Origin of the sequence: Stenotrophomonas sp. SY1, assembly GCF_021202945.1 — a bacterium.
Classification (GTDB): Bacteria; Pseudomonadota; Gammaproteobacteria; order Xanthomonadales; family Xanthomonadaceae; genus Stenotrophomonas.
In genome coordinates this window covers 963,858-988,723 of record NZ_JAJOYR010000002.1, presented here as the reverse complement: position 1 = coordinate 988,723, position 24,866 = coordinate 963,858, and the positions used below count along the sequence as shown (strand labels likewise).

Genomic DNA, 24,866 nt, shown 5'->3' with positions numbered 1-24,866 from the left:
AGCTCACTTCCGCTGCCAGCTTTCCAGCCCACGCCCAATCCGCATCACCGCTTCCTGCAACCGCGCGATGTCCTGCGTATAGGCAATGCGTACATGCTGGTTGGCGCGGTAATGCCCGAAGTCCAGGCCTGGCGTGAACGCCACATGCTCGGTCTCCAGGAAATGCGCGCAGAACGCCTGCGCGTCATCGGTGAACGCACTCACGTCGCAGTACAGATAGAACGCGCCCTGCGGCTCCACGTCAATGCGGAAGCCAAGCTCGCGCAACGCGGGCAGCAGGTAATCGCGGCGCTGACGGAACTGCTCGCGGCGCTGTTCGAAGATGGCGATCGTCTCCGGCTCGAAGCACGCCAGCGCCGCATGCTGGGCCATCGACGGCGCACTGATGTAAAGATTCTGCGCAAGCTTCTCCAGCTCCGGTACCGCGCCGGGCGGTGCCACCAGCCAGCCCAGGCGCCAGCCGGTCATGCCGAAGTATTTGGAGAAGCTGTTCAACACGAACGCTTCATCGTCTACTTCCAGCACGCTGGGGGCGTCGAAACCGTAGGTCAGGCCGTGGTAGATCTCGTCCACCACCAGATGGCCGCCGCGCGCCTTCAAGGCGGACGACAGCGCTGCCAGCTGCGTGGTATCGAGCGTGGTGCCGGTGGGATTTGCTGGCGAGGCGGCCAGCGCGCCGACGCTGTCGTTGTTCCATTGCTGGGCGATCAGCTCGGGCGTGAGCTGGTAACCGCTGTCCGGGCCGACCGGCACCAGTTGTGCCGCACCTTCCACCAGACGCAGAAAGTGGCGGTTGCAGGGATAACCCGGATCGGCCAGCAGCCAGTGCTTGCCAGGGTCCACCAACAGGCTGGATGCCAGCAGCAATGCGCCCGAACCGCCGGGCGTGACCAGGATGCGTTCGGGATCGATAGCCAAACCATAACGGTCGCGATAGAAGCCGGCGATGGCTTCGCGCAGCAGCGGCAGTCCGCGTGCGGCGGTATAGCGCGTGTGGCCGGCGCCCAACGCCGCCTGGCCGGCGCGAACAATGGGCTCGGCGGTGGTGAAATCCGGTTCGCCGATTTCCAGGTGGATGACGTCGTGACCGGCCTGCTCCAGCGCATTGGCGCGGGCCAGCAGGGACATGACGTGGAACGGGGCGATCTCGTGGCTGCGGCGGCTGTAGCCGGACGGTGTGGGGGCAGTCGTGTTCATCCGGGCATGATAGGCCGGCCGGCATGGACGGGCATGACGGCAACACAACGGTGCGTTGGCCGCGTTGCTCTGTACGTGGGGCGTGTCAAACTGTGGACTGCCGCGTGGTTGGCATCCAACCCGCCCTGTCGGAGCCCACTGCGTGAAAACCACCCTCTGTCTGTTGGTAGCTAGCCTGATGATGAACACCGCCGTCGCCTCCCAGCCCATTCCGCCGGATGTGGAAAAGCATCCGCATACGGTCAAGGCACCGTTCGGCGCCGAGCGCCAGGACGAGTACTACTGGCTGCGCGACGACAAGCGCGAGAATCCTGCCATGCTGGCCTATCTCAAGGCCGAGAACGCCTATACCGACGCGCTGATGGCGCCGCTCAAGCCGCTGGAGGAGAAGCTCTACGGCGAGATCGTCGGCCGCATCAAGCAGGATGACGCCAGCGTGCCGTACCGCGAACGCGATTACTGGTATTACACGCGCTACGAAACCGGCAAGGACTATCCGATCCACGCGCGCCGCAAGGGCGACATGCAGGCACCGGAGCAGGTGCTGCTGGATCTGAATGTCATGGCCGAAGGCAAGGGTTACTTCGGTGTCGATGACATGCAGGTGAGCCAGGACAACCGCCTGTTGGCCTGGGCCGAGGACGATGTCGGCCGCCGCCAGTACACGATCCGCTTCAAGGACCTGGAAACCGGCAAGCTGCTGCCGGACGTGATCACCGGTGTTTCGGCCAACGTGGTCTGGGCGGACGACAACCGCACCGTGTTCTATGTCGAAAACGACCCGGAAACCCTGCTCACCGTGCGCGTGAAGAAGCACGTGCTGGGTACACCGGCCAGCGCCGACGAGCTGGTCTACGAGGAAGACGACGACAGCTTCTACATGGGCATCGGCCGTACCCGCGATGACCGCTTCATCACCATCGGCGTGGACAGCACGGTGTCCTCCGAGCTGCGTTACACCTCGGCCACCACGCCCGGTGCCTTCACCGTGCTGGCCCCGCGCGAACGCGACGTGGAGTACGACGCGGACCATTTCGACGGCCGCTGGGTGATCCGCACCAATGCCGATGGCGCCAAGAACTTCAAGCTGGTCACCGCGCCGGAAGGTGCCACCAGCCGCAAGCAGTGGAAGGACTGGGTGGCGCACGATCCGCAGGTGCTGGTCGAAGGCTTCGAGCTGTTCAACGGCTACACCGCCATCGCCGAGCGTGCCGACGCGCTGGAGCGCATTCGCCTGCTGTTTGCCGATGGTCGCAGCGAGTTCGTCAAGGCCGACGAGCCGGCGTACTCGATGGGCCTGTCGGTCAACGCCGAGCCCGATACCGAGTGGCTGCGTTATGGCTACACCTCGCTGACCACGCCGGCCACCACCTACGAGCTCAACGTCAAGACCGGCGAGCGGCGCCAGCTCAAGCAGCAGCCGGTGATCGGCTACGACCCATCGCTGTACCAGACTGAGCGCGTGTGGGTCACCGCGCGCGATGGCGCCAAGGTGCCGGTGTCGCTGGTCTACAAGAAGGGCTTCAAGAAGGACGGCAGCGCCGCGCTGTACCAGTACGCCTATGGCAGCTACGGCATGTCGATGGACCCGGGTTTCAACCAGAGCGTGGTCAGCCTGTTGGATCGCGGCATGGTCTACGCCATCGCCCACATCCGTGGCGGCGAGGAGATGGGCCGCAACTGGTACGAGGACGGCAAGCTGCTGCACAAGCAGAACACCTTCAACGATTTCGTCGACGTGACCCGCGCGCTGGTCGCGCAGGGCTATGCGGCCAAGGATCGCGTGGCCGCGTCCGGCGGCAGTGCCGGCGGCCTGTTGATGGGCGCGGTGGCCAACCAGGCCCCGAGCGACTACCGGGTGATGGTCGCCCAGGTGCCGTTCGTGGACGTGGTCACCACCATGCTCGATGCCAGCATCCCGTTGACCACCAACGAGTACGACGAGTGGGGCAACCCGGAGCAGAAGCAGTACTACGACTACATGCTGAGCTATTCGCCGTACGACAACGTGCGCGCGCAGGCCTACCCGTCGCTGTTCGTCGGCACCGGCCTGTGGGATTCGCAGGTGCAGTACTGGGAGCCGGCCAAGTGGGTGGCACGTCTGCGTGACGTCAACACCGGCAGCCTGCCCATCGTGTTCCGCACCAACATGGAAGCCGGCCATGGCGGCAAGTCCGGCCGCTTCCAGCGTTACCACGAGCTGGCCGAGTCGTACGCGTTCGTGCTGTCGCAGCTGGGCGTGGCGCACTGACCTGCGGGGACGCGCATGTCCAGGCTCCCCCCGCCACCGGAGAAACGCCCAGTGCGCCTGCGCTGGGCGTGGTGGCTGCTGGCCTATGTCAGCCTCGGTATCGGCATCATCGGCATCTTCGTGCCGGGGCTGCCGACCACCGTGTTCGTGCTGATTTCGGCGTGGGCGGCCTCGCATGGCTCCCAGCGCCTGCATGACTGGCTGGTAACCCACCCGCGCTTCGGTCCGTCCATCGTCAACTGGCGCACGCACGGCGCGGTGAGCCGCAAGGGCAAATGGATGGCCAGCATCACCATGCTGGTCTGTGCCCTGATCACCCTGTGGCGCGTGCCGCTGGCCTGGGTGAAGTGGACATCGATCAGCATCATGGCCGTCGTCTGCCTGTGGTTGTGGATGCGGCCGTTGCCACCGGAAGGCAGCTGAACGGGCATCGATGCCATTCGGACTTCATGGCGCAATGGCTATACTTCGGCCATGAACAAGACGTCCCGTTTGCTGATGCTCATCCCCGCCGCCTGTGCGCTGCTGGTCCTCACCGCCTGTGGCAACAAAGGCCCGCTGGTCATGCCGCAGAAGCCAGTGCCGATCGAGGAGCAGGAAGTCGTACCGACCGATGCGGTGCAGGACGCGTCCGACGCGAAGTCGGACGAGAATCAGCCCAAGTCGCTGGACAACACCGACGACAGCGACGTGAAGCCGGCCAACGGGACTGATGACGGCAATGAGTAAGTTGGCAACAGGGCGCCTGCATTTCAGCAAGATGCACGGCGCCGGCAATGATTTCGTGGTGCTGGACCTGCGCGATGGCACGCCGCCGCCGGATGCGGCGTTGGCCGCCAGGCTCGCCGATCGCCACCTTGGCGTGGGCTGCGACCAGATTCTGACCATTGAAGCGCCGCGCAGCGAAGGCGCGGTGGCGTCGTATCGCATCTGGAACTCCGATGGCTCCACTTCGCAGCAGTGCGGCAACGGCGCGCGCTGCGTCGCTGCCTGGCTGGTGCGCGCCGGCGCGGTGCAGGGCGATGAATTCGTGATCGACAGCCCGGTGCGCACGCATGCCGTGCAGCGCCTGGCCGACGACCAGTACGCGGTGGTGATGGGCAAGCCCGATTTTGAGCCGACGCAGATTCCGCTGGTGGGTTTTCCGCGTGCGCGCGAGGAATACGCGGTGTCGTTGCAGGGTGAGAACGTGCGCTTCGGCGCGGTGTCGATGGGCAACCCGCACGCGGTGCTGGAAGTGGGCCTGATCGACGCGGCACCGGTGGAGCGGGTCGGGCCACTGTTGCAGCAGCACGCTTCGTTCCCGGAATCGGTGAATGTCGGCTTCGCCCAGGTGCTGGACGCCGGTCGCGCGCGGCTGCGCGTGTTCGAGCGCGGCGTCGGCGAAACCCTGGCCTGCGGCAGCGGTGCCTGCGCGGCGGCGGTGGTGCTGATGCAGCGTGGCCGCCTGCAACGTGATGCGGTGATGTCGCTGCCCGGCGGTGATCTGCGCATCCAATGGCCGGCTGATGATGCGCCGATCGTGATGTCCGGCCCTGTGGCATTCGTTTTCGACGGAGAGTGGATGGGATGAGCGACACACTGGAAAAGATCGGTGCCCACGAAGTCGCCGCCTGGCTGCGACGTCATCCGGGTTTCCTGAAGCAGTTTCCCGACCTGGCGCTGACCCTGGTGGTGCCGCGTGATGACGGCCCCACCGCGTCGCTGGCCAGCTATCAGCTGGAAGTGCTGCGCGACAAGAACCGCGAGTTGTCGCGGCGCCTGGCCGACCTGGCGACCAACGCGCAGATCAACGAGCGGCTGGCGGTGCGCACCCAACAGTTGACGCTGGCGCTGATGCGCCAGACCAACGCCGCCGACACGCTGCGTGCGATGGCCGCGTCGCTGGAAGAGGATTTCGCCGGCGACCTGGTGCGCATCGTGTCCTTCGATGCACAGCCGGAGCTGGAGCAGGCGCCGTGGTTGCAGGTGCTTGCGCAGGACGACGCGCGCCTGGCGCCGTTCCACGATTGCCTGCAGGACGGCGAGCCGATCTGCGGCCGGTTGCAGCCGGAAAAGAATGCCGTGCTCTACGGCGACCGCGTACAGGAAGTGATGTCCACTGCATTGCTGCCATTGCCGGGCGTGGGTTTGATCGCAGTGGGCAGCCACGATGCCAACCGCTTCTATCCGGGCATGGGCACGCTGTTCCTGCGCATGATGGGCGAGGCGCTGGTAGCGGGTTTGCAGCGCTTCCGCAGCGCCTGAGTGTGGGAGCACGGCGATGAGCGCCGTTGAGAGATTCCTGGCCTACCTGCGGGTCGAGCGGCGCATGTCGGCGCATACGCTGGACGCCTACCAGCGCGATCTTGCGGCGTTGTCGCAGTGGTGTGAGGCCAACGGCATTGCTGATCCACAGGCTGTGGTCGGCGACCAGCTGCGTGAGTTCATTGCTGCCGAACATCGCCGTGGGTTGTCGGCGAAGAGCCTGCAACGACGCCTGTCGGCGTGCCGCAGCTTCTATGCATGGCTGCTCAAGAACAACGTCATCGACACCAGCCCGGCTGCCGGACTGCGTGCGCCGAAAGCACCGCGCAAGTTGCCGCAAGTGCTCGATGCCGACGAGGCGGTGCAACTGGTTGAACTGCCCACCGAGGCGCCCTTGGGCGTGCGCGACCGCGCGCTGCTTGAGTTGTCCTATTCCTCGGGCCTGCGCCTGAGTGAACTGTGCGCCCTGCGTTGGCGCGAGCTGGATATGGACGGCGGGATGGTGCGGGTCCACGGCAAGGGCAACCGCGAGCGTAGCCTGCCGGTGGGTTCGCACGCGTTGGCTGCATTGCAGCAGTGGCGCAGGGAAAGCGCGGGCACGGCCGACAAACCGGTGTTTCCTGGCCGTGGCGGCGGGCCGATCAGCCAGCGTGCGGTGCAGATCCGCATCAAGCAGTTGGCGCAGCGGCAGGGGCTGTTCAAGAACGTGCATCCGCACATGTTGCGGCACAGTTTCGCCAGCCACATCCTGGAATCCTCCGGCGACCTGCGCGGCGTGCAGGAGCTGCTTGGGCATGCCGACATCGCCACCACCCAGATCTACACGCACCTGGATTTCCAGCACCTGGCCAAGGTGTACGACGCCGCGCATCCACGGGCCAAGCGCAAGAGCTGATCGCTTGTTGGCGACGCAGGACCCATGCGGATTTGATGTCCGATTCCGGCGAGCGTGATGGCGTGCCGTTCGCCATGCTGCGTGCTCCAGAACCGGATGCATGCACATGACGTCTTTCATTCTGCGGGGCTTGGCTCCGGCTACCTTCGCTCCTTTGTTCCTGCTCGATGATGCGGTGCTTGCCGCACGCCAGATACAACGGCTGACCGTACCTGATGATGCGACCACTGGCTTTCCGTGCCGCGTCAGTCTGGTGGATGCCCGTCCCGGTGAGCAGGTGTTGTTGCTGCCGTACCAGCATCAGCCGGCGGACTCGCCGTATCGCGCCAGTGGGCCGATCTTCGTGCGGCGTGGCGCGCGTACCCCGGCGCTGGCAACCGATCAGGTGCCTGCGCCTATGTTGCGGCGGCTGTTGTCGGTGCGTGCCTATGACCAGGCACATCGGATCATCCGGGCCGAAGTATGCGAGGGCACCGAGGTCGGCGCATGGTTGCAGGCCGGCTTCGATGACGCGGCGGTCGCGTATGTGCACATCCATCATGCCCGCTATGGTTGTTATGCATGTAGCGCCGAGCGCGCATGAACGGTGCGCTGGCCTGAATGCGGTTGAACCGCAGGCAGCCCATCTGGCTTGGATTTGATTCATGTCAGAAGCATCTGTGCGCGGGTGAGCCACACTGCGTGCTCGATGGTCGTGGAGGTGATTGCGATGGCAAAACCCTTTCCGCTCAAACCCAAACATCCCGAGCGCATTTGCTGGGGATGCGACCGTTATTGCGCGACCGATGCGTTGGCCTGCGGTAACGGTTCCGGCCGCACCCAACACCCGATCGAAACGCAGGGTGAGAACTGGTACGTGGCATGGGGCATCGAACCCGAGCCGGACCGCCCGAATCTGGCCAAGCTGACGCCTTAGGTACCGGCATTTGATGTTGGTAGAGCGGAGCCATGCTCCGCTGGGCTTTACCAGGGATACCTCCGCCGAGCATGGCTCGGGGCTACAGGCGCGCACGCCAACCGGCCCTTGCCGTTTTTCTGAACGCCGGCTGTCGCCGGTGGGGGAGGGGGCAGGCTTGATCGGGGCGCGACCGGCCCCACTTCGGTTGAACAGTATCCCGGAGGCCGTATGGACCCCAGTCAGAACCCGAACGTTTTTCATGCCACCACCATCTGCTGCGTGCGTCGCGGCGAGCATGTGGCGATTGCCGGCGATGGTCAGGTCACGCTGGGTCACACGGTGATGAAGGGCAATGCACGCAAGGTGCGCCGGCTCGGTCGTGACGGCCAGGTGCTGGCCGGTTTTGCCGGTGCGGCGGCCGATGCGTTCACGCTGTTCGAGCTGTTTGAAGCCAAGCTGGAGAAACATGGCCAGCTGACCCGTGCGGCGGTGGAGCTGGCCAAGGATTGGCGTACCGAACGTCGCCTGGGCAAGCTGGAAGCATTGCTGGCGGTGGCCGACAAGGAAACCTCGCTGATCATCAGCGGTACCGGCGATGTGATCGAACCGGAGGACGGCATCATCGCCATCGGTTCCGGCGGTTCCTACGCACTGAGCGCGGCGCGCGCACTGCTTGCGCACACCGAGATGGATGCAAAGTCGGTGGCCGTGGAGGCGATCAACATCGCCGGCGGCATCTGCATCTACACCAACAAGAATGTGGTGGTTGAGGAGTTGTGACGGGGCACCCGTCACCGGCATCCCTGATCCGCCGGGCATGGCCCGGCGCTACCGGCCGGGGCCTTTGGGTTCCGGCGACATCGACAACGAATTCGTGAGCACATCCATGTCGAAGATTGAAGTTTCCTCCGCCACCATGACCCCGCGCGAAATCGTGCAGGAGCTGGACCGGCACATCGTCGGCCAGCATGACGCCAAGCGTGCTGTGGCCATCGCCCTGCGCAACCGCTGGCGCCGCATGCAGCTGGTGCCGGAGCTGCGCAATGAAGTGATGCCCAAGAACATCCTGATGATCGGCCCGACCGGCGTCGGCAAGACCGAGATCGCCCGCCGCCTGGCTACCTTGGCCAACGCGCCGTTCGTCAAGGTTGAAGCCACGCGCTTCACCGAGGTCGGCTACGTCGGCAAGGACGTGGAGCAGATCATCCGCGATCTGGCCGACACCGCGGTCAAGCTGTACCGCGAGCAGGCCAAGGTGCGGGTGCGCACGCAGGCCGAAGAGAAAGCCGAGGACCGCATCCTCGATGCACTGCTGCCGCGTCGCAGCGTCGGCATCGGCTTCGACGCCGAAGCTGCGCGCAACGAGCCGTCGGCTGCCGATAACGAAACCCGCATCAAGTTCCGCCGCATGCTGCGTGCAGGTGAGCTGGACGAGCGCGAGATCGAACTGGACGTGGCTGCCAACGTCAGCATGGACATCATGACTCCGCCAGGCATGGAGGAAATGGGCCAGCAGCTGAAGTCGATGTTCGCCAACCTTGGCAGTGCCAAGTCCAACAAGCGCACGCTGACGATCAAGGCCGCCAAGCCGCTGCTGATCGAGGAAGAGGCGGGCAAGCTGGTCAACGAGGACGACATCCGCGCTGCGGCGGTCGAGGCCTGCGAGCAGCACGGCATCGTGTTCATCGACGAGATCGACAAGGTGGCCAAGCGCGGCGACAACGTCGGCGGTGGCGATGTTTCGCGCGAAGGCGTGCAGCGTGATCTGCTGCCGCTGGTGGAAGGCTCCAACGTGTCCACCAAGTACGGCACGATCAAGACCGACCACATCCTGTTCATCGCCTCCGGTGCGTTCCACCTGGCCAAGCCCAGCGACCTGATTCCGGAACTGCAGGGCCGCTTCCCGATCCGCGTGGAACTGGGCGCCCTGACCAAGGCCGATTTCGTGCGCATCCTCACCGAGCCGAAGGCCGCGCTGACCAAGCAGTACGAAGCACTGTTGGCGACCGAGGGCGTCAATGTGAGTTTCACGGTGGATGCGGTGGATCGTCTGGCCGAGATCGCCTTCCAGGTCAACGAGCGCCAGGAGAACATCGGTGCGCGTCGTCTGCACACGGTGCTGGAACGTCTGCTGGATTCGCTCAGCTACGAAGCACCGGATCGTGATGGCGAAACCATCACCATCGACAGCGCCTATGTGAACAAGCATCTGGGCGAGCTGGTGCAGGACCCGGACCTGAGCCGCTACATCCTGTAACTGCTCGTTGTAGGCTCATGAAAACGGCAGCACCTTGGTGCTGCCGTTTTCTTTTGGGGATACGGCCTTCGTCCCAGCCGGCGGTTCCACGCGATGCCGGAACCAGGCTGCCAACCTGCGGCGTCAGTCCTGCGGGTCCGGATCGGCGGGCGGCAAGGGTTTCGGGTCGGCGCCCGGGGTGAACACGCCCGGCTTCACGTAGTAGGCCAGCAGGGCGTCCATCACCTCGCGGCTGTCGCGCTCCAGGTCGAACTGCTTGGGTTCGAGCATGGCGCTGTACAGCACGCCGGTCATGCCTGCATGCAGGATGCGCGACACCACCGCGGTGTCCACGCCGTCGCGCAGTTGGCCCAGTTCGCGCGCGCGCTCGAATGCGCGGCGGAAGATCGCCATCTCCTCTTCGATGCTGTCCTGCTGCATCTGCTGCATGGCCTGGCTTTCGGCCGACAGGTCATTGCGCAGCATGATTTCCATCATGTCGCGCAGGTGCGGCTCGTTGGCCAGCTCGCTCAGCGAGATCAGCATCACCGAGCGCAGGTCCAGGATCGGCGTATTGCGATGCGGCGAATAGGCGTGGCGCAGGCGCTCGATGAAAGGAATGCGCTCGCGGTTGATCATCGCTTCGAGCACTTCGGTCTTGTTCTTGAAGTGCCAGTACACCGCGCCACGGGTATAGCCGGCGCGCTCGCCGATGGCCGCCAGCGAGGTGTTGGCGACGCCGTTCTCATGGAAACAGGCCAGCGCGGCATCAAGGATGCCTTCGCGGGTGGCCTGCGCCTCTTCTTTGGTTTTTCTGGCCATGCGTTGCGCAGATGCTGGATGAAACCGGCCTGAATTGTATGCGTTTACAAACAAGCGTGCATGTATGTATATTCCCGCAGCTTGCATCGCAGGATGGCCGGGCTTGCGTTACGTGTGGGGGTGGCGGTGGTCACCGCTGTGCCCGTAGCGTATGCCCTTGGCAGGTACTGCCCGGTTTTGGGGCAGTGCCCGACATCTGCGAGCGTCACTTTCTCATTGAGCCTTTCTCATGTCCCGAATCAGCAACTGCCGTCTCGTCGCGCTTTCTCTCGCACTAACCGTCGCGCTTGCTGCCTGCAAAGGTGGTGAAGCACCGCCGCAGGGTGGTCCGGGCCAGGTCACCGTGGTCACGCTCAAGACCGAACCGGTCACGCTTACCCGTGAACTGGCCGGCCGTGCCAATGGCTACCAGGTGGCCGAAGTCCGTCCGCAGGTGAGCGGCATCGTTGCCAAGCGCCTGTTCACCGAAGGCAGCCTGGTGAAGGAAGGTCAGCCGCTGTATCAGCTTGATGATGCCGCTTACCGCGCACAGGCCAACAGCGCCCGCGCGCAGCTGGCGCGTGCCGAAGCCGCCGTAAGCGCCGCGCGCCTGGCGGCGCGCCGCAGCAGCGAGCTGGTCAAGAGCAAGCTCATCAGCGTGCAGGACGACGAAGGCGCACAGGCTGCCTGGAAGCAGGCAGAAGCCGATGTCGGCGCTGCCCGCGCTTCGCTGGATGCGGCCAACGTGACGCTGGGCTACGCCCGCATCACCGCGCCGATCAGCGGCCAGATCGGAAAGTCCTCGGTCACCCAGGGCGCGCTGGTCAGCGCCGGCCAGGCCGCACCGCTGGCGACGATCAACCAGCTCGACCCGATCTACATCGACGTCACCCAGTCTTCGGCCGAGCTGCTGCAGCTGCGCCGTGAACTGGCCGAAGGCCGCCTGGAAGGCGCCTCCGAACTGCCGGTGGACATCCTGCTCGAAGACGGCAGCACCTTCGCCCACAAGGGCAAGCTGGAGTTCTCCGAAGTCAGCGTCGACCCGTCCACCGGCAGCTACGGCCTGCGGATCCGCGTGGAGAACCCCGAGCAGGTGTTGATGCCGGGCATGTTCGTGCGCGCCGTGCTGGGCAGTGGCGTGCGTCCGAATGGATTGCTGGTGCCGATGCAGGGCATCGCGCGTGACCCGAAGGGTGACACCAGCGCGATGGTGGTCGATGGCGAAGGCAAGGTTGCGGTGCGTCCGGTCGTGGTCAGCCGCACCATCGGCGACAAGTGGCTGGTCGAAAGCGGCCTGAAGGCCGGCGACAAGGTCATCGTCGAAGGGCTGCAGAAGATTGGTCCGGGGATGCCGGTACAAGCCACCGAGAAGGGTGCCGAAGCCGCCAAGCCTGCCGCCGCGCCTGACGCGGCGGCACCGGCTGCCAAGCAGTAAGCGGAGAAATACATGGCACGCTTCTTTATCGACCGACCCATCTTTGCGTGGGTCATCGCCATCATCATCATGCTGGCCGGCGCCTTGGCCATGCTCAAGCTGCCGATCTCGATGTACCCGGAGGTGGCACCGCCGGCGGTGTCGATCACGGCGAACTATCCGGGCGCTTCGGCCAAGGTGGTCGAGGACTCGGTGACGCAGATCATCGAGCAGAACATGAAGGGCCTGGACGGCCTGATGTACTTCTCCTCCAACAGCTCCTCCAACGGCCAGGCCAGCATCACCCTGACCTTCGAGAGCGGCACCAACTCGGACATCGCGCAGGTGCAGGTGCAGAACAAGCTGCAGCTGGCCATGCCGTTGCTGCCGCAGGAAGTGCAGCGCCAGGGCATCAACGTCGCCAAGTCCAGCTCCGGCTTCCTCAACGTGCTCGGCTTCGTGTCCGAAGACGGCAGCATGGATGAGAACGACATCTCCGACTACGTCGGTTCCAACGTCGTTGACCCGCTCAGCCGCGTGCCGGGCGTGGGCAGCATCCAGGTGTTTGGCGGCAAGTACGCCATGCGTATCTGGCTGGACCCGACCAAGCTGCAGACCTACAAGGTCTCCGTGGATGAAGTCACGGCCGCGGTCAGGGCGCAGAACGCGCAGGTTGCGGTGGGCCAGCTCGGCGGCGCGCCGGCGGTGAAGGGCCAGCAGCTCAACGCCACCATCAATGCGCAGGACCGCCTGCAGACGCCGGAGCAGTTCCGCAACATCGTGGTGCGCACCGAAGCCGATGGCTCGTCGCTGAAACTGGGCGACGTGGCCCGCGTCGAGCTGGGCGCGGAAACCTACGACTTCGTCACCCGCTACAACGGCAAGCCGGCCTCGGGCCTGGCCATCACCCTGGCCACCGGCGCCAACGCGCTGGAAACGGCCGAGGGCGTAAGCAAGACGCTGGAAGAGCTCAAGGCCAACTTCCCGCGTGGCATGACCGCGGTGATCCCGTACGACACCACCCCGTTCGTGCGCGTGTCGATCAAGGGCGTGGTCAAGACGCTGCTTGAGGCCATCGTGCTGGTGTTCGTGGTGATGTACCTGTTCCTGCAGAACTTCCGCGCAACGCTGATCCCGACCATCGCCGTGCCGGTGGTGTTGCTGGGCACGTTCGGCATCCTCGCGGTGCTGGGCTTCTCGATCAACATGCTGACCATGTTCGCGATGGTGCTGGCGATCGGCCTGCTGGTGGATGATGCCATCGTGGTGGTGGAGAACGTCGAGCGCATCATGTCCGAGGAGGGCCTGTCGCCGCTGGAAGCCACGCGCAAATCGATGAGCCAGATCACCGGCGCGCTGGTCGGCATCGGCCTGGTGCTGTCGGCGGTGTTCGTGCCGATGGCCTTCATGAGCGGCTCCACCGGCGTGATCTACCGTCAGTTCTCGGCGACCATCGTGTCGGCGATGGCGCTGTCGGTGCTGGTCGCCATCGTGCTGACCCCGGCGCTGTGCGCGACCATGCTCAAGCCGCTGAAGAAGGGCGAGCATCACGTCGCCCACAAGGGCCTGTCGGGGCGTTTCTTCAATGCCTTCAACAACGGCTTTGATCGCACCAGCGGCACCTACCAGCGCGGCGTGAAGGGCATCCTGCTTCGCCCGGGCCGGTTCATGGCGGTGTTCCTGGCGCTGGCGGTGGTGATGGGCCTGCTGTTCGTGCGACTGCCCAGCTCGTTCCTGCCCAATGAAGACCAGGGCATCCTGATGGCGCTGGTGCAGGCACCGGTGGGTGCCACGCAGGAGCGCACGCTGGAGTCGATCTACAAGCTGGAAGACCACTTCCTGAAGAACGAAAAGGACGCCGTGGAATCGGTGTTCTCGGTGCAGGGCTTCAGCTTCTCCGGCATGGGCCAGAACTCGGGCATGGCCTTCGTCAAGCTCAAGGACTGGAGCGAGCGCAGTGACGACCAGGGCGTGGGCCCGATCACCGGCCGTGCGATGGCCGCGCTTGGCCAGATCAAGGACGCTTTCATCTTCGCCTTCCCGCCGCCGGCCATGCCGGAGCTGGGTATCGCCTCGGGTTACACCTTCTTCCTGAAGGACAACTCCGGCCTGGGCCATGAAGCTCTGGTCAATGCACGCAATCAGCTGCTTGGAATGGCCGGCGAGAGCAAGTTGTTGGCCAATGTTCGACCCAATGGCCTGGACGACACGCCGCAGCTGCGCCTGGACATCGACGTGGCCAAGGCCGGCGCGCATGGTCTGTCGCTGGATACGATCAACAGCACTCTGGCTACCGCCTGGGGTTCGAGCTACATCGATGACTTCATCGACCGTGGCCGGGTCAAGCGCGTGTACGTGCAGGCCGATGACGGCTTCCGCATGAACCCGGAAGACTTCAGTCTGTGGACGGTGAAGAACAACGTCGGCGAGATGGTGCCGTTCTCGGCATTCGCCAGCCAGCGTTGGGATTACGGTTCGCCGCGTCTGGAGCGCTACAACGGTGTGTCGGCGCTGGAAATCCAGGGTGAAGCCGCACCGGGCGTGGCCTCGGGCGATGCAATGCTGGAAGTGGAGAAGCTGGCCAAGCAGTTGCCGGCCGGTTTCAGCATCGAGTGGACGGCCGTGTCCTACCAGGAGCGCGAGGCCGGTTCGCAGACGCCGCTGCTGTACACGCTGTCGCTGCTGATCGTGTTCCTGTGTCTTGCCGCGCTGTACGAAAGCTGGTCGGTGCCGACTTCGGTGCTGATGGTTGCGCCGCTGGGCATCCTCGGTGCGGTGCTGGCCAACACGATGCGTGGCATGGAGCGTGACGTGTACTTCCAGGTGGCGATGCTGACCACGGTGGGCCTGACTTCGAAGAACGCGATCCTGATCGTGGAATTCGCCAAGGAGCATCTGGAGAAGGGCGCCGGTGTGATCGAAGCGACCATGCATGCGGTACGCGATCGTCTGCGTCCGATCATCATGACCTCGCTGGCGTTCGGCCTGGGCGTGCTGCCGCTGGCGATTGCCTCCGGTGCGGGTTCGGGTGCGCAGCGCGCCATCGGTACCGGCGTGCTGGGCGGCATGATTGTCGGCACGCTGCTGGGCCTGTTCTTCATCCCGCTGTTCTTCGTGGTGGTGCAGCGCCTGTTCAACCGCAAGCAGTTGGCCAAGAACGGCGATCTGCCGCAGTAACAACGCGGTGCGGTGAATACGAAAAACGCCGGGCATTGCCCGGCGTTTTTTTGTTGCGCGCGATTTCCAGTTTTCTGTAGGAGCGGCGTAAGCCGCGAAGCTGGCGATGGAGAACCGCAATGCATCCGGTGATTGCACCATCGAAAGCACGCCGTGCAGTTGCTGATGTCGCGCATGCCGGATGCATTCTCAGCCTCGCTGCTTACGCCGCTCCTGCACCCCCCGGACGCGGCTTTCCCGGCTCTTCGTAGGAGCGGCTTCAGCCGCGAAGCTGGCGATGGAGAGCTGGCACGTACCGGGTGATTGCACCATCGAAGGCGCACCGGGCAATTGCTGATGTCGCGCATGCCCGATGCATCCTCTGCTTCGCGGCTTACGCCGCTCCTACAGTGTCCAGGGCGGTGGATGCAAAAACGCCGGGGCAGGCCCCGGCGTTTTCGTGTGCGGCGATGGGGCCGTTGTCAGCGGCCGATCTCCACGGTGTCCAGCAGCTGTGCTTTCTCCACTGCGCCCAGGTCCTGTGCGAGGACGGCCAGGCGATTGCAGAGTTCGGCACGTTGACCGGGAAAGGCGGCGACCAGTTCACCCTGCACCTGCTGGTAGGCGTCCCAGAACGGGGCCGAACTGCGGTGGCGGGCGTACTGGGCTCGCAGGCGCTCACTTGCACGTAGCAGCGAGCGGCGGCTGTTGGCCTGAATGGGCGTTGTGTGCATCGCTTCACCTCGATGGCTGTGCCCCCCTGTGACTGGAGCATAGCCCGACTTTTCTTACGATGCGGTTACTTTGTCTCTTTTATTTATGAGATAGGGCGGACTTTTCTCACATTTGGATCGATCAGTCGCCGATGTCCTCATTCCAGACGTCGGGATTTTCGGCAATGTAGCGGCCCATCATCTCGATGCAGCCGGCGTCGTTCAGGTCGATGACAGTGACCCCGTTCTCACGCAGCCAGTCGATACCGCCGGCGAAGCTGACCGACTCGCCGACCACCACCGTGCCGATGTTGAACTGGCGCACCAGCCCGCTGCAGTACCAGCACGGGGCCAGGGTGGTGACCATGATGGTGTCGCGGTAGCCGCGCTGGCGACCGGCCTTGCGGAAAGCGTCGGTCTCGCCGTGGATGGACGGGTCGCCCTCCTGAATGCGCCGGTTGTGGCCGCAGCCGAGCAGCCGGCCATCGTTGTGGTACAGCGCCGCGCCGATCGGGATGCCGCCTTCGGCCAGGCCCTGACGGGCTTCGGCAATGGCGGTTTCAAGCAGGGCGCGGTAGTCGGGGGTGGTGATCATGCGGGTTCCTTGTGGCGCGCAGGCGCCGTGGTGCGCCGATGATAGCGAGCGTGAATGACGCATGTGGCGGGCATGCTGGCGACGTTGCGGGCTGGCGGTGCGATAATTCGGCACATGAGCGAATCCCCCTACAAGACCGGCACCACCCATTTCGGCTTCCGCGACGTATCGGCCAAGGACAAGCAGAAGCTTGTCGGCCAGGTGTTCACCTCCGTGGCCGACAACTACGACCTGATGAACGACCTGATGAGCCTCGGCATCCATCGGTTGTGGAAGCGCTACTTCGTGGCCACCGCGCAGGTGAAACCCGGTGACCGGGTGCTGGATCTGGCAGGCGGTACCGGTGATATCGCGGTGCTGCTGAAGGAGCGCCTGGGCGCCGAAGGCAGCGTGGTGCTGGGCGACATCAACGCCGGCATGCTGACCGTGGGCCGTGATCGTCTGACCAACCGTGGCCATGTATCCGGTTTCGAATGGGTGCAGCTCAATGCCGAGGCGCTGCCGTTCCCGGACCAGAGTTTCGACCTGGTGACCATTTCCTTCGGCCTGCGCAACGTCACCGACAAGGACGCCGCGCTGCGCGAGATGTACCGCGTGCTCAAGGTTGGTGGCCAGGCGCGCGTGCTGGAGTTCTCCGAAGTGACGTTGGACTGGTTCAAGCCGATCTACGACTTCCATTCGTTCAAGGTACTGCCCAAGCTGGGCAAGCTGTTTGCGCGTGGTGATGCTGACAGCTACCAGTATCTTGCCGAGAGCATCCGCAAGCATCCGCCACAGGAAGAACTCAAGGCGATGATGACCGAGGCCGGTTTCGGCCGCTGTCATTACAAGAACCTCAGCGCCGGCATCGTCTCGATCCATTCCGGTTACAAGCTCTGAGGCAGGTTCAGGATGCAGGGAAAAGGCGGCCAGGGGCCGCCTTTTTCATGGCCGCAAGGCGGTAGGAGCGGCCTTGGCCACGAAGCAGGTGCACCCCCCTGTGTGCGAAAAGCCAACCCCTCCCCAACCCTTCCCTTGGCTTCGCCAAAGGGAGGGGGCGATCCCCGGCATGGACACGGTGGGAGCGGTCTGCAATGGCAGGCCAGCGGGTGGCCTGTGTCGGCAGCTTCGCCACCCAGGTCGCTCCTACGGTGCGCTGCCGCATCCGGCAAGGCGGTTCGGGTTTAAAATCGACGGTTGTTCCCTGAACCGGTTCCTCCTCGATGCGTTCTTCCTTCCTGATGCTGCCCCTGGCCGTGGCGCTTGTCGCCGGCTGTGCCAAGGAGCCTGCAGCCCCCACCACCGACCCCGTCGCCCAGAAGCCCGCCGCCGCCGTGAATACCGTCAGCCGCAGCCACGATGAAAGCTCCTACGCCGAACCGGACAAGGTGGTCATCAAGGGCCTGGCGCTGGACCTGAAGGTCGATTTCGACGCCAAGCAGATCGGTGGCAGCGCCACCTACACGCTGGAGTGGAAGGACAAGGCTGCCCAGCAGCTGCTGCTTGATACCCGCGAGTTGACCGTCGAAAAGGTGGAAGCCGTGGCCGCCGATGGTGCTGCGACCCCGCTGCAGTTCGCGCTGGCCCCGGCCGACAAGGTGTTCGGCAGCAAGCTGAGCATCGAAACCCCGGCCCAGCCGACCAGCGTGCGCATCACCTACCACACCGCACCGACTGCTTCCGGCCTGCAGTGGCTGGAGCCGTCGATGACCGAAGGCAAGAACCTGCCCTTCATGTTCAGCCAGTCGCAGGCCATCCACGCCCGTTCGTGGGTACCGCTGCAGGACACCCCGAGCGTGCGCTTCACCTACAGCGCGCACGTGACCAGCCGCCCGGACGTGATGGTGCTGATGAGCGCCGACAACGACCCGAAGGCCGCACGTGATGGCGATTACGCCTTCAAGATGCCGCAGCCGATCCCGTCCTACCTGCTGGCCATCGCCGCTGGTGACCTGGTGTTCGAACCGATCTCCGAGCGTTCCGGCGTGTGGGCCGAGCCGTCCATGGTCAACAAGGCCGCCAAGGAGTTCGAAGACACCGAGAAGATGATCGGTGCCGCCGAGAACCTGTACGGCGAGTACCGCTGGGGCCGTTACGACATGCTGGTGCTGCCGCCGTCGTTCCCATTCGGTGGCATGGAGAATCCGCGCCTGACCTTCGCCACCCCGACCGTGATCGTCGGTGACAAGTCGCTGGTCTCGCTGGTCGCGCACGAACTGGCGCACAGCTGGTCCGGCAACCTGGTGACCAATGCAAGCTGGAAGGACATCTGGCTCAACGAAGGCTTCACCACCTACGTGCAGGGCCGCATCACCGAAGCGCTGTACGGCACGGAAATGGCTGAGATGGAGCGCGAGATCGACCAGACCGACCTGCTCAACGAAGTGAAGGACATGAGCCCGGCCGACCAGGCACTGGCACTGCCGCCGCTCAACGAGCGTGACCCGGACGAAGCGCTGAGCAACGTTGCCTACGTCAAGGGCGCCTGGTTCCTGCAGTTCCTGGAGCAGCGTTTCGGCCGTGCAGTGTTCGATCCGTTCCTGCGTGGCTGGTTCAACGACCATGCGTTCCAGAGCGCCAACACCGACCAGTTCGTCGCCTACATGACGAAGAACCTGCTGCCGAAGAACCCGCAGGCGGTGACCGAGGCCGAGCTGAAGGCGTGGCTGGAAGAGCCGGGTATCCCGGCATTCGCGCAGAAGGCGCGTTCGCGCAATTTCGCTGTGGTCGATACCGCGCGCATCGCGTTCCTGGGCAGCGAGAGCGTGCCCAGCAGCCAGGTCACCAACGAGTGGGGCACGCAGGAATGGGTGCGCTTCATCGATGGCCTGGGCCAGACGATGCCGGTTGAGAAGCTGGCGCAGCTGGACAAGGCTTACCACTTCACCGGCACGCCGAATGGCGAGATCGCCATGCGCTGGTACCCGCTGACCATCCGCAGCGGCTATGCCGAGGCGCAGACTGCCGCCGGTGAGTTCATCCAGAAGGTGGGCCGTCGCAAGCTGGTGCTGCCGATCTACGCCGAGCTGCTGAAGACGCCGGAAGGCCTGGCCTTCGCCAAGGACGTGTTCGCCAAGGCCAAGCCGGGCTACCACCCGATCACCACCGCCTCGGTGGAAGACATGATCGCCAAGGCTGAAGCTGCCGCACCGAAGCAGTAAGACGCTTCAACATCGTTCAATGCAAACGGCGAGCTTCGGCTCGCCGTTTGTTTTTCAGGACGGTGGGAGCGGCGTTGGATTGGCCAGCGGGCAATGTGTCTGCCAACAGCAAAGGCACCGTTGCTTTCATTGCTGATCTTGTCGTCGCAGTTCCAGTCGCGTCCTTTGAGCTGCCATCCCCATGCGGGCGGGAAGCGCTCCAGACCTTGGCGCGAATCCGGAACCTGGGGCGACGCGTAAACAAGAACGATGTTCCTGCATGCGTCGGCTGAAGCTCCTGCTGTCGCGGGAACGGCGACAGCAAACCCGAAGCCAACGCTCTGTTGTCCCCGCTATCTGGCCAACATCGCCTCAGTGCGCAACACAGCGCACTCAGTTTCCAGCCTTCTTCGCCACAATCGGCAGCCCCTTCAGCACCGACTTGTCGATCTTGGCCGAGACCCCAACGCTGCGACCGGCAAGATTGACGACGTTGTACTGCACCGCCACGCCCATCACCTGTGTCGCCTCGGACATGTCCAACCCATAGGACTGGCGCAACCACTGCAGCATTCCCGATGTTGCGATACGCAGCGCATCATCGCTGGAGCCGGCCTGGCCCAGCGTCATGATCTGTGTGCTCGATTCAACGCGCGGTGTGGCGATCGACTGCCGCTTGACCAGCTCGACCTTCAGTACGACATCCAGTGAGGTTTCCAACGCCCACTGAGTGGTTTCACCATCGCCCTCCAGGGCATGCCCATCTCCCAGGTAGAGCAGGGCACCGGGTTGTTGCACCTGCAGGTAAACGGTGTTGCCCTGGACCACGGCATTGAAATCCATGTTGCCGCCAAAGTCGCTGGCATCGCCGGTGGAGAAGGGGGGATAGCCAAAGCCCGGTGCAACGGCGAGCCCGCCCAGCATTGGCTTTACCGGTACTTCGAAGTTCTTCAAGGCGCCGCCGGCGCCCTGCGGCCGTGCAACACCGCGAACGCGATCCAGTTCCCAACGGACCGGCTTGCCCAGTGCCGAGGTTTCGGTGGCAACGCGTGGTGTCTTCAGCCTGCCCACGATGCCGTCGAGGCTGTCGGCGTAGTCGCGGTTGAGCTGGAGTGATGTGAGTGTGATCGCCAACGTGTCGCCAGGCTCGGCGCCGGCGACGAAGAACGGCCCAACCTGCGGATTGCCAAACAACGCCCGGGTGACGCCGTTCTCATCGACGCCACCGGAATCCAGGGTCTTGGTCTGCACCGAGTCGCCCGGCCATATCACCAGCACCGGGGCGCGGTCGGCGCTGAAGGTGTTGGAATAGTCGCTCGGGGTGAAGGCATGCAACTGCGGTGCATTGTCCGGCCGTTCCGGAACGCGCCAGGCGCTGAACGTGTGCGCTGCACGCGCGCTGCGGTTGTTGGTGTCGGGCTGGTCGCTGCTGCCCTGCATGCGGGTGCCATCGATGCGGCCGTCGTAGTGGTAGACCTGCCCGTCAGTTCCGGTGGCGGTGAACTTCAGCTGCGTGCCGTTCAAGCTGCCGGCGATGGGATCACCGTCCAGGGTTCCGCTGACGCGCTGGTCCTGTACGTCCAGGTTCAATGTCTGCTGGTTGGTGTTGCCCCATAGATCGGTAGCCATGATCCATTGATCGGAGGCCAGTGCAGTGAGCGGCAGTGCGGACAACAACAACGAAGACCATTTCAGGGAAGTTCGCACGTGTCGTATGTCTGGGAAGGGCCTGGCGGGCGTGTTGCCGGAGTGTACGAACGGCGCCGCCGCTGTCGCAGTGTCAAATGTAACGTGGCCTGTTGCCGGCGGGTTTGTGTGAAGCGAAAGGGCGGATGCGGCGCTGATCTGGCAACGGGGCAATCCAGGCTGATGCCGGCGCCGAGCCGCGCTCAGGGTTTGAGCGCGCGCAATGCCAGGAACATGTCCACGCAGTCGTGCATCAGCTGCTGCTGCGCGGTTTCTTCCAGCGGTGGCTGGCCCAGCGTGATCTGCGGCCAGAATGCGAATGCCTTGATCATGCCCTGCAGCTGATGGGCCGCATCGGCCGGCGCAATGTCGTTGCGCAGGCGGCCATCGGCCTGTGCTGCACGCATCCAGGTGGTCATGCCTTCCTCCTTCTCGGCGAGCTTGTCCATCATCACGCGTGCTCGCTCCGGCGCATGCACCAGTTCGGCGATGGCCACGCGCGAGAGGTCGATGAAGCTGGGGTCGCTGAGCAGGCGCAGCTTCTGCGCCAGGAAGGCGAGCAGTTGCTCACGCAGCGGCCGGTCCGGCTCATAACTCACGTTTTCCAGCGCGCGGCTGGCTTCCCAGAGCTGCCACAGGATGGCGGTGAACAGCTCGTCCTTGCTGCTGAAGTGGTTGTAGACCGTGCGCTTTGACACTTCGGCCGTGGCGGCGATGCGGTCCATGCTGGTGCCGGCGAAGCCGAACGTGCGGAACTCGGCGACCGCCGCCTTCAGGATGGCGGCGCGCTTGCGGTCGGTGAGGCGGGCAGGGCGGTTGGAGGCGGTCATGTCGCCATTTTACACCGTTAAGTTTACTTTCCGGAAAATGGAAGTAGACTCGCTAGTGTACTTTTCAGGGCAAGCCCCGATGAAGCGTCGCCTGCCACGTTTTCTCCTTCTTCTTACGGTGTTGATCGCCATGTCCATTGGCCTGCTGAACTGCGGTGCGCATCCGGCCGCCGCCTATGACCAGTCGCCGCAGTTCAGCGATGGCCGCTTCCACAACCCGGTCGCCAAGACCTCGCTGGGCTTCGTCCGCACGGTCGGGGCGCTGTGGCGGTTCCTGTTCGACAAGCCGGCAGATGCCAGTCCGCTGGCGCCGATCCCGGTGCAGTCGCTGACCCGGCAGGCGTTGCTGGACGCACCGGATGACAGCCTGTGGCGATTGGGGCATTCGACCATGCTGCTCAAACTGGACGGCCACTTCTGGCTGACCGACCCGGTGTTCTCCGAGCGCGCCTCGCCGATGTCGTTCATGGGCCCCAAGCGTTTCCATGCGCCGCCGCTGTCGATCGAGGAGCTGCCGCCGATCACCGGCGTGATCATTTCGCATGACCACTACGACCACCTCGATCATGCGGCGGTGATGGCGCTGGCGCCGAAGGTGCAGCATTTCGTGACCCCACTGGGCGTTGGTGACCGGCTGATCGGCTGGGGCGTGCCGGCCGCCAAGCTGACGCAGTTGGACTGGTGGCAGGAGACCCGGGTGCAGGGGCTGAAGATCGTCGCTACCCCGGCCCAGCATTTTTCCGGTCGCAATCTGTCCGATGGCAATCGCACGCTGTGGGCTTCGTGGGTGATCGATACAGGCGGCGCTCGCATCTTCTTCAGCGGCGACAGTGGCTACTTCGATGGCTTTGCCCGCATCGGCGAGCGCTACGGCCCGTTCGACCTGGCCATGATCGAGACCGGCGCCTACGACGCCGACTGGCCTGACGTGCACATGCAGCCAGAGCAGAGTCTGCAGGCGCATCTGGACGTGCGCGGCAAGGTGCTGATGCCGATCCACAACGGCACGTTCGATCTCGCGCTGCATCCGTGGACGGAACCTTTCGACCGGATTACCCGCCTGGCCCAGCAACAGAACGTGGCACTGACCGCGCCGCAGATGGGCGAGTGTCTGGATATCCGCGCACCGGCGCCAGCGACGCCGTGGTGGCACGATGGGCAGCCGGCGAAGGAGTGAGTGCAAGCGCGAGCTCGCCAGTGCGTCATCGGAAGACGCAGGCCGGCGGCGTGACGCCATCGCTGTGGTTGCGGCCGGGTGGATGTGGATGCAGGGATGTCATCTGCCCGGCACAACGTCCAACCGATCCGCCCGTTCCGGTGGGGAAGTCACTCCAGGCTCCCCGGCGTGGAGCTGTACCGCAGCGCGGGCTTTCGTCAATTTGATTACAGTGTCCGGCGCCGCGCGGCATCATTCGCGCCCCATTCCAGGAGCTGTTCGATGAAACCCTTGATCCTTGGCGTCCTGTGCGCCCTTGCCGTGGCCGGTTGCAGTGACCCGGAAGCCGAGCGCCAGCAACAGCAGGCCGCTGCGGCGCAGGAACGGGCCAAGCGCGAAGCCGACGCCGAGGGCATCGGCAAGCTGTACGACGCGGCGTTGAACGGCGCCGACTGGGAGAAGGCGAAGATCCATGGCGCTGCGTTGATGGATCAGTTTCCGGATTCGGAAACCGCCAAGCGCATCGAGCCGGGCTTCGCCGAAGTGAAGGAAAAGGCCGATGCCGCCCGCGAACTGCGGCGCATGCAGGCGCTATGGAACTACAACCAGGTGCCAGCCAAGGGCGGCACCCAGCGCTCGGCGGCGATCTACAGCAAGGACCGTGTCGACGTGGACGGCAGCGGCGCCAAGCCGGTGAACCTGGTGTTCCGCGATCACCCGGAATGGAAGCGACATGCCTACCTGGTGCTGCAGGTCAGCGACTTCGCCAAGGCCTGCTATCGCAACTGCCAGGTCAAGGTCAGCGTGGACGGCGCCGCGCCGCGCACGATGGCCGCGCACCGCCCGGACACCGACGAAGCCATCGCCATGTTCATCGACGACAACCGTGGACTGTGGCGCCAGGCACGCAAGGCCAAGGTGATCGAGATCGAGTTCCCGGTGAAGGCCGGCGGCAGCCGCAAGGCCGTGTTCGAAGTCGGTGGCCTGGACGGCAGCCAGATGCCGAACTGGGATTGAGCGCGATGTCAGCAGCAGCACTTCAGGCCGGGTCGTTGCTGGCGGTTGCCGACAGCCGGCATTGGGTATTCGACATGGACGGCACGCTGACGGAGCCGGTGCATGATTTCGACCTGATCCGGCGTGAACTGGATATCCCGCCCGAAGCGGACATCCTGCATCACCTGGCCGGATTGCCCGCGCAGCGTGCGGCGGAAAGCCATGCCTGGTTGATGCAGCATGAGCGCGCGCTTGCCGAGGCGTCCACGCCGGCACCCGGCGCGGTGGCGCTGGTGCGCGCGCTGCACGCGGGCGGCTGCCACCTGGGCATTCTTACCCGCAACGCGCGCGAACTGGCGCAGGTGACGCTGTCGGCGATCGGCCTGGATGACTGCTTTGCGGCCGAGGAGATCATTGGCCGCTGGGAAGTGGAGCCCAAGCCGTCGCCAGCCGGCCTGCAGTTCTTCGTGGAGCGCTGGCAGGTGACGCCGGCTGCGATGCGCATGGTCGGTGATCATTACTACGATCTGGCCACCGCCAGGGCGGCGGGCGTTCCCGGCGTTCTGATCAACCAGCACGGTGATCCGTGGCCGGATATGGCGCAATGGCGAGCGCGTGATTGCGCGCAGTTGCTGGAGTGTTGGCAGAACAAAGCGACTGTGTAGGAGCGGCTTTA

The 24,866-nt window shown here is 64.6% G+C and carries 23 protein-coding genes; 17 read left to right on the top strand and 6 right to left on the bottom strand.

Annotation, left to right across the window (positions count from 1 at the left end):
* Positions 1-3: 3 nt before the first annotated feature.
* Positions 4-1,197, bottom strand: coding sequence for a pyridoxal phosphate-dependent aminotransferase (locus LR961_RS15945; protein WP_232150922.1), 1,194 nt, complete (start codon positions 1,195-1,197; stop codon positions 4-6).
* Positions 1,198-1,339: 142 nt separating this feature from the next.
* Between LR961_RS15945 and LR961_RS15940 the strand changes: the two genes are divergently transcribed.
* The 10 genes from LR961_RS15940 to hslU all read left to right on the top strand — a co-directional run bounded on the left by LR961_RS15940 (position 1,340) and on the right by hslU (position 9,745).
* Positions 1,340-3,448 (top strand): S9 family peptidase, encoded by a 2,109-nt coding sequence (locus LR961_RS15940; protein ID WP_232150921.1) that lies wholly within the window; start codon positions 1,340-1,342, stop codon positions 3,446-3,448.
* A gap of 15 nt (positions 3,449-3,463) precedes the next feature.
* Positions 3,464-3,871 carry a YbaN family protein gene (locus LR961_RS15935; protein ID WP_232150920.1) on the top strand — a complete coding sequence of 136 codons (408 nt, stop codon included), beginning with the start codon at positions 3,464-3,466 and terminating at the stop codon, positions 3,869-3,871.
* 51 nt (positions 3,872-3,922) lie between these two features.
* A complete protein-coding gene (locus LR961_RS15930; RefSeq protein ID WP_232150919.1) occupies positions 3,923-4,177 on the top strand; it encodes a lipoprotein in 255 nt (84 codons plus the stop codon).
* Positions 4,161-5,021, top strand: coding sequence for a diaminopimelate epimerase (gene dapF / locus LR961_RS15925; protein ID WP_232150918.1), 861 nt, complete (start codon positions 4,161-4,163; stop codon positions 5,019-5,021). Before LR961_RS15930 ends, dapF begins: the two co-directional genes overlap by 17 nt.
* Entirely contained in the window at positions 5,018-5,695 is a 678-nt protein-coding gene (locus LR961_RS15920) for a DUF484 family protein (protein WP_232150917.1), read from the top strand. Before dapF ends, LR961_RS15920 begins: the two co-directional genes overlap by 4 nt.
* Before the next feature lie 16 nt (positions 5,696-5,711).
* Positions 5,712-6,590, top strand: a complete 879-nt coding sequence (xerC, locus tag LR961_RS15915) for a tyrosine recombinase XerC (RefSeq protein ID WP_232150916.1) — start codon at positions 5,712-5,714, stop codon at positions 6,588-6,590.
* A gap of 106 nt (positions 6,591-6,696) precedes the next feature.
* The gene (locus LR961_RS15910) at positions 6,697-7,173 is read left to right on the top strand and encodes a DUF1203 domain-containing protein (protein WP_232150915.1); all 477 of its coding nucleotides are present in this window, start codon (positions 6,697-6,699) and stop codon (positions 7,171-7,173) included.
* A gap of 48 nt (positions 7,174-7,221) precedes the next feature.
* Positions 7,222-7,506, top strand: coding sequence for a DUF3079 domain-containing protein (locus LR961_RS15905; protein ID WP_232150914.1), 285 nt, complete (start codon positions 7,222-7,224; stop codon positions 7,504-7,506).
* Between the two features lie 210 nt (positions 7,507-7,716).
* Positions 7,717-8,268 carry an ATP-dependent protease subunit HslV gene (hslV, locus tag LR961_RS15900; RefSeq protein WP_232150913.1) on the top strand — a complete coding sequence of 184 codons (552 nt, stop codon included), beginning with the start codon at positions 7,717-7,719 and terminating at the stop codon, positions 8,266-8,268.
* Positions 8,269-8,374: 106 nt separating this feature from the next.
* On the top strand, positions 8,375-9,745 hold the full coding sequence (gene hslU, locus LR961_RS15895; RefSeq protein WP_232150912.1) for an ATP-dependent protease ATPase subunit HslU: 1,371 nt from the start codon (positions 8,375-8,377) through the stop codon (positions 9,743-9,745).
* Positions 9,746-9,868: 123 nt separating this feature from the next.
* Here hslU and LR961_RS15890 read toward each other — a convergent pair whose 3' ends face one another.
* Complete coding sequence (locus tag LR961_RS15890) at positions 9,869-10,546, bottom strand: TetR family transcriptional regulator (protein WP_232150911.1); 678 nt, start codon at positions 10,544-10,546, stop codon at positions 9,869-9,871.
* Between the two features lie 229 nt (positions 10,547-10,775).
* On the opposite strand from LR961_RS15890, the gene LR961_RS15885 reads away from it, so the two are divergent.
* Both LR961_RS15885 and smeE read left to right on the top strand, forming a co-directional pair.
* Positions 10,776-11,960 carry an efflux RND transporter periplasmic adaptor subunit gene (locus LR961_RS15885; protein WP_232150910.1) on the top strand — a complete coding sequence of 395 codons (1,185 nt, stop codon included), beginning with the start codon at positions 10,776-10,778 and terminating at the stop codon, positions 11,958-11,960.
* Between the two features lie 12 nt (positions 11,961-11,972).
* A complete protein-coding gene (smeE, locus tag LR961_RS15880) occupies positions 11,973-15,116 on the top strand; it encodes a multidrug efflux RND transporter permease subunit SmeE (protein WP_232150909.1) in 3,144 nt (1,047 codons plus the stop codon).
* 461 nt (positions 15,117-15,577) lie between these two features.
* Here the strand turns inward: smeE and LR961_RS15875 are convergent, their stop codons facing one another.
* Together LR961_RS15875 and LR961_RS15870 are read right to left on the bottom strand one after the other, a co-directional pair.
* Positions 15,578-15,829, bottom strand: a complete 252-nt coding sequence (locus LR961_RS15875; protein ID WP_232150908.1) for a hypothetical protein — start codon at positions 15,827-15,829, stop codon at positions 15,578-15,580.
* A 121-nt stretch (positions 15,830-15,950) separates the two neighbouring features.
* Entirely contained in the window at positions 15,951-16,403 is a 453-nt protein-coding gene (locus tag LR961_RS15870; RefSeq protein WP_232150907.1) for a nucleoside deaminase, read from the bottom strand.
* A 114-nt stretch (positions 16,404-16,517) separates the two neighbouring features.
* Between LR961_RS15870 and ubiE the strand changes: the two genes are divergently transcribed.
* Positions 16,518-17,282: a bifunctional demethylmenaquinone methyltransferase/2-methoxy-6-polyprenyl-1,4-benzoquinol methylase UbiE gene (gene ubiE, locus LR961_RS15865; protein ID WP_232150906.1), complete on the top strand. Its 765-nt coding sequence runs from the start codon at positions 16,518-16,520 to the stop codon at positions 17,280-17,282.
* A 323-nt stretch (positions 17,283-17,605) separates the two neighbouring features.
* On the top strand, positions 17,606-19,543 hold the full coding sequence (locus tag LR961_RS15860) for a M1 family metallopeptidase (protein WP_232150905.1): 1,938 nt from the start codon (positions 17,606-17,608) through the stop codon (positions 19,541-19,543).
* Positions 19,544-19,915: 372 nt separating this feature from the next.
* Here LR961_RS15860 and LR961_RS19340 read toward each other — a convergent pair whose 3' ends face one another.
* A complete protein-coding gene (locus LR961_RS19340; RefSeq protein WP_232150904.1) occupies positions 19,916-21,229 on the bottom strand; it encodes an acetamidase/formamidase family protein in 1,314 nt (437 codons plus the stop codon).
* Between the two features lie 182 nt (positions 21,230-21,411).
* A complete protein-coding gene (locus LR961_RS15850; protein WP_269670738.1) occupies positions 21,412-22,038 on the bottom strand; it encodes a TetR/AcrR family transcriptional regulator in 627 nt (208 codons plus the stop codon).
* Positions 22,039-22,168: 130 nt separating this feature from the next.
* On the opposite strand from LR961_RS15850, the gene LR961_RS15845 reads away from it, so the two are divergent.
* From LR961_RS15845 to LR961_RS15835, 3 genes are all read left to right on the top strand, one after another.
* Entirely contained in the window at positions 22,169-23,215 is a 1,047-nt protein-coding gene (locus tag LR961_RS15845; RefSeq protein WP_232150903.1) for an MBL fold metallo-hydrolase, read from the top strand.
* Positions 23,216-23,476: 261 nt separating this feature from the next.
* Positions 23,477-24,211 (top strand): hypothetical protein, encoded by a 735-nt coding sequence (locus LR961_RS15840; protein WP_232150902.1) that lies wholly within the window; start codon positions 23,477-23,479, stop codon positions 24,209-24,211.
* A gap of 5 nt (positions 24,212-24,216) precedes the next feature.
* The gene (locus LR961_RS15835) at positions 24,217-24,855 is read left to right on the top strand and encodes an HAD family hydrolase (RefSeq protein ID WP_232150901.1); all 639 of its coding nucleotides are present in this window, start codon (positions 24,217-24,219) and stop codon (positions 24,853-24,855) included.
* The last annotated feature ends 11 nt before the right edge of the window (positions 24,856-24,866 follow it).

Coding starts and splice junctions, on each gene's coding strand:
- LR961_RS15945 (WP_232150922.1), bottom strand. CDS start 1,197: ATGAACACGACTGCCCCCACACCGTCCGGCTACAGCCGCCGCAGCCAC.
- LR961_RS15935 (WP_232150920.1), top strand. CDS start 3,464: ATGTCCAGGCTCCCCCCGCCACCGGAGAAACGCCCAGTGCGCCTGCGC.
- LR961_RS15930 (WP_232150919.1), top strand. CDS start 3,923: ATGAACAAGACGTCCCGTTTGCTGATGCTCATCCCCGCCGCCTGTGCG.
- dapF (WP_232150918.1), top strand. CDS start 4,161: ATGACGGCAATGAGTAAGTTGGCAACAGGGCGCCTGCATTTCAGCAAG.
- LR961_RS15920 (WP_232150917.1), top strand. CDS start 5,018: ATGAGCGACACACTGGAAAAGATCGGTGCCCACGAAGTCGCCGCCTGG.
- xerC (WP_232150916.1), top strand. CDS start 5,712: ATGAGCGCCGTTGAGAGATTCCTGGCCTACCTGCGGGTCGAGCGGCGC.
- LR961_RS15910 (WP_232150915.1), top strand. CDS start 6,697: ATGACGTCTTTCATTCTGCGGGGCTTGGCTCCGGCTACCTTCGCTCCT.
- hslV (WP_232150913.1), top strand. CDS start 7,717: ATGGACCCCAGTCAGAACCCGAACGTTTTTCATGCCACCACCATCTGC.
- hslU (WP_232150912.1), top strand. CDS start 8,375: ATGTCGAAGATTGAAGTTTCCTCCGCCACCATGACCCCGCGCGAAATC.
- LR961_RS15890 (WP_232150911.1), bottom strand. CDS start 10,546: ATGGCCAGAAAAACCAAAGAAGAGGCGCAGGCCACCCGCGAAGGCATC.
- LR961_RS15885 (WP_232150910.1), top strand. CDS start 10,776: ATGTCCCGAATCAGCAACTGCCGTCTCGTCGCGCTTTCTCTCGCACTA.
- smeE (WP_232150909.1), top strand. CDS start 11,973: ATGGCACGCTTCTTTATCGACCGACCCATCTTTGCGTGGGTCATCGCC.
- LR961_RS15875 (WP_232150908.1), bottom strand. CDS start 15,829: ATGCACACAACGCCCATTCAGGCCAACAGCCGCCGCTCGCTGCTACGT.
- LR961_RS15870 (WP_232150907.1), bottom strand. CDS start 16,403: ATGATCACCACCCCCGACTACCGCGCCCTGCTTGAAACCGCCATTGCC.
- ubiE (WP_232150906.1), top strand. CDS start 16,518: ATGAGCGAATCCCCCTACAAGACCGGCACCACCCATTTCGGCTTCCGC.
- LR961_RS15860 (WP_232150905.1), top strand. CDS start 17,606: ATGCGTTCTTCCTTCCTGATGCTGCCCCTGGCCGTGGCGCTTGTCGCC.
- LR961_RS15850 (WP_269670738.1), bottom strand. CDS start 22,038: ATGACCGCCTCCAACCGCCCTGCCCGCCTCACCGACCGCAAGCGCGCC.
- LR961_RS15845 (WP_232150903.1), top strand. CDS start 22,169: ATGTCCATTGGCCTGCTGAACTGCGGTGCGCATCCGGCCGCCGCCTAT.
- LR961_RS15840 (WP_232150902.1), top strand. CDS start 23,477: ATGAAACCCTTGATCCTTGGCGTCCTGTGCGCCCTTGCCGTGGCCGGT.
- LR961_RS15835 (WP_232150901.1), top strand. CDS start 24,217: ATGTCAGCAGCAGCACTTCAGGCCGGGTCGTTGCTGGCGGTTGCCGAC.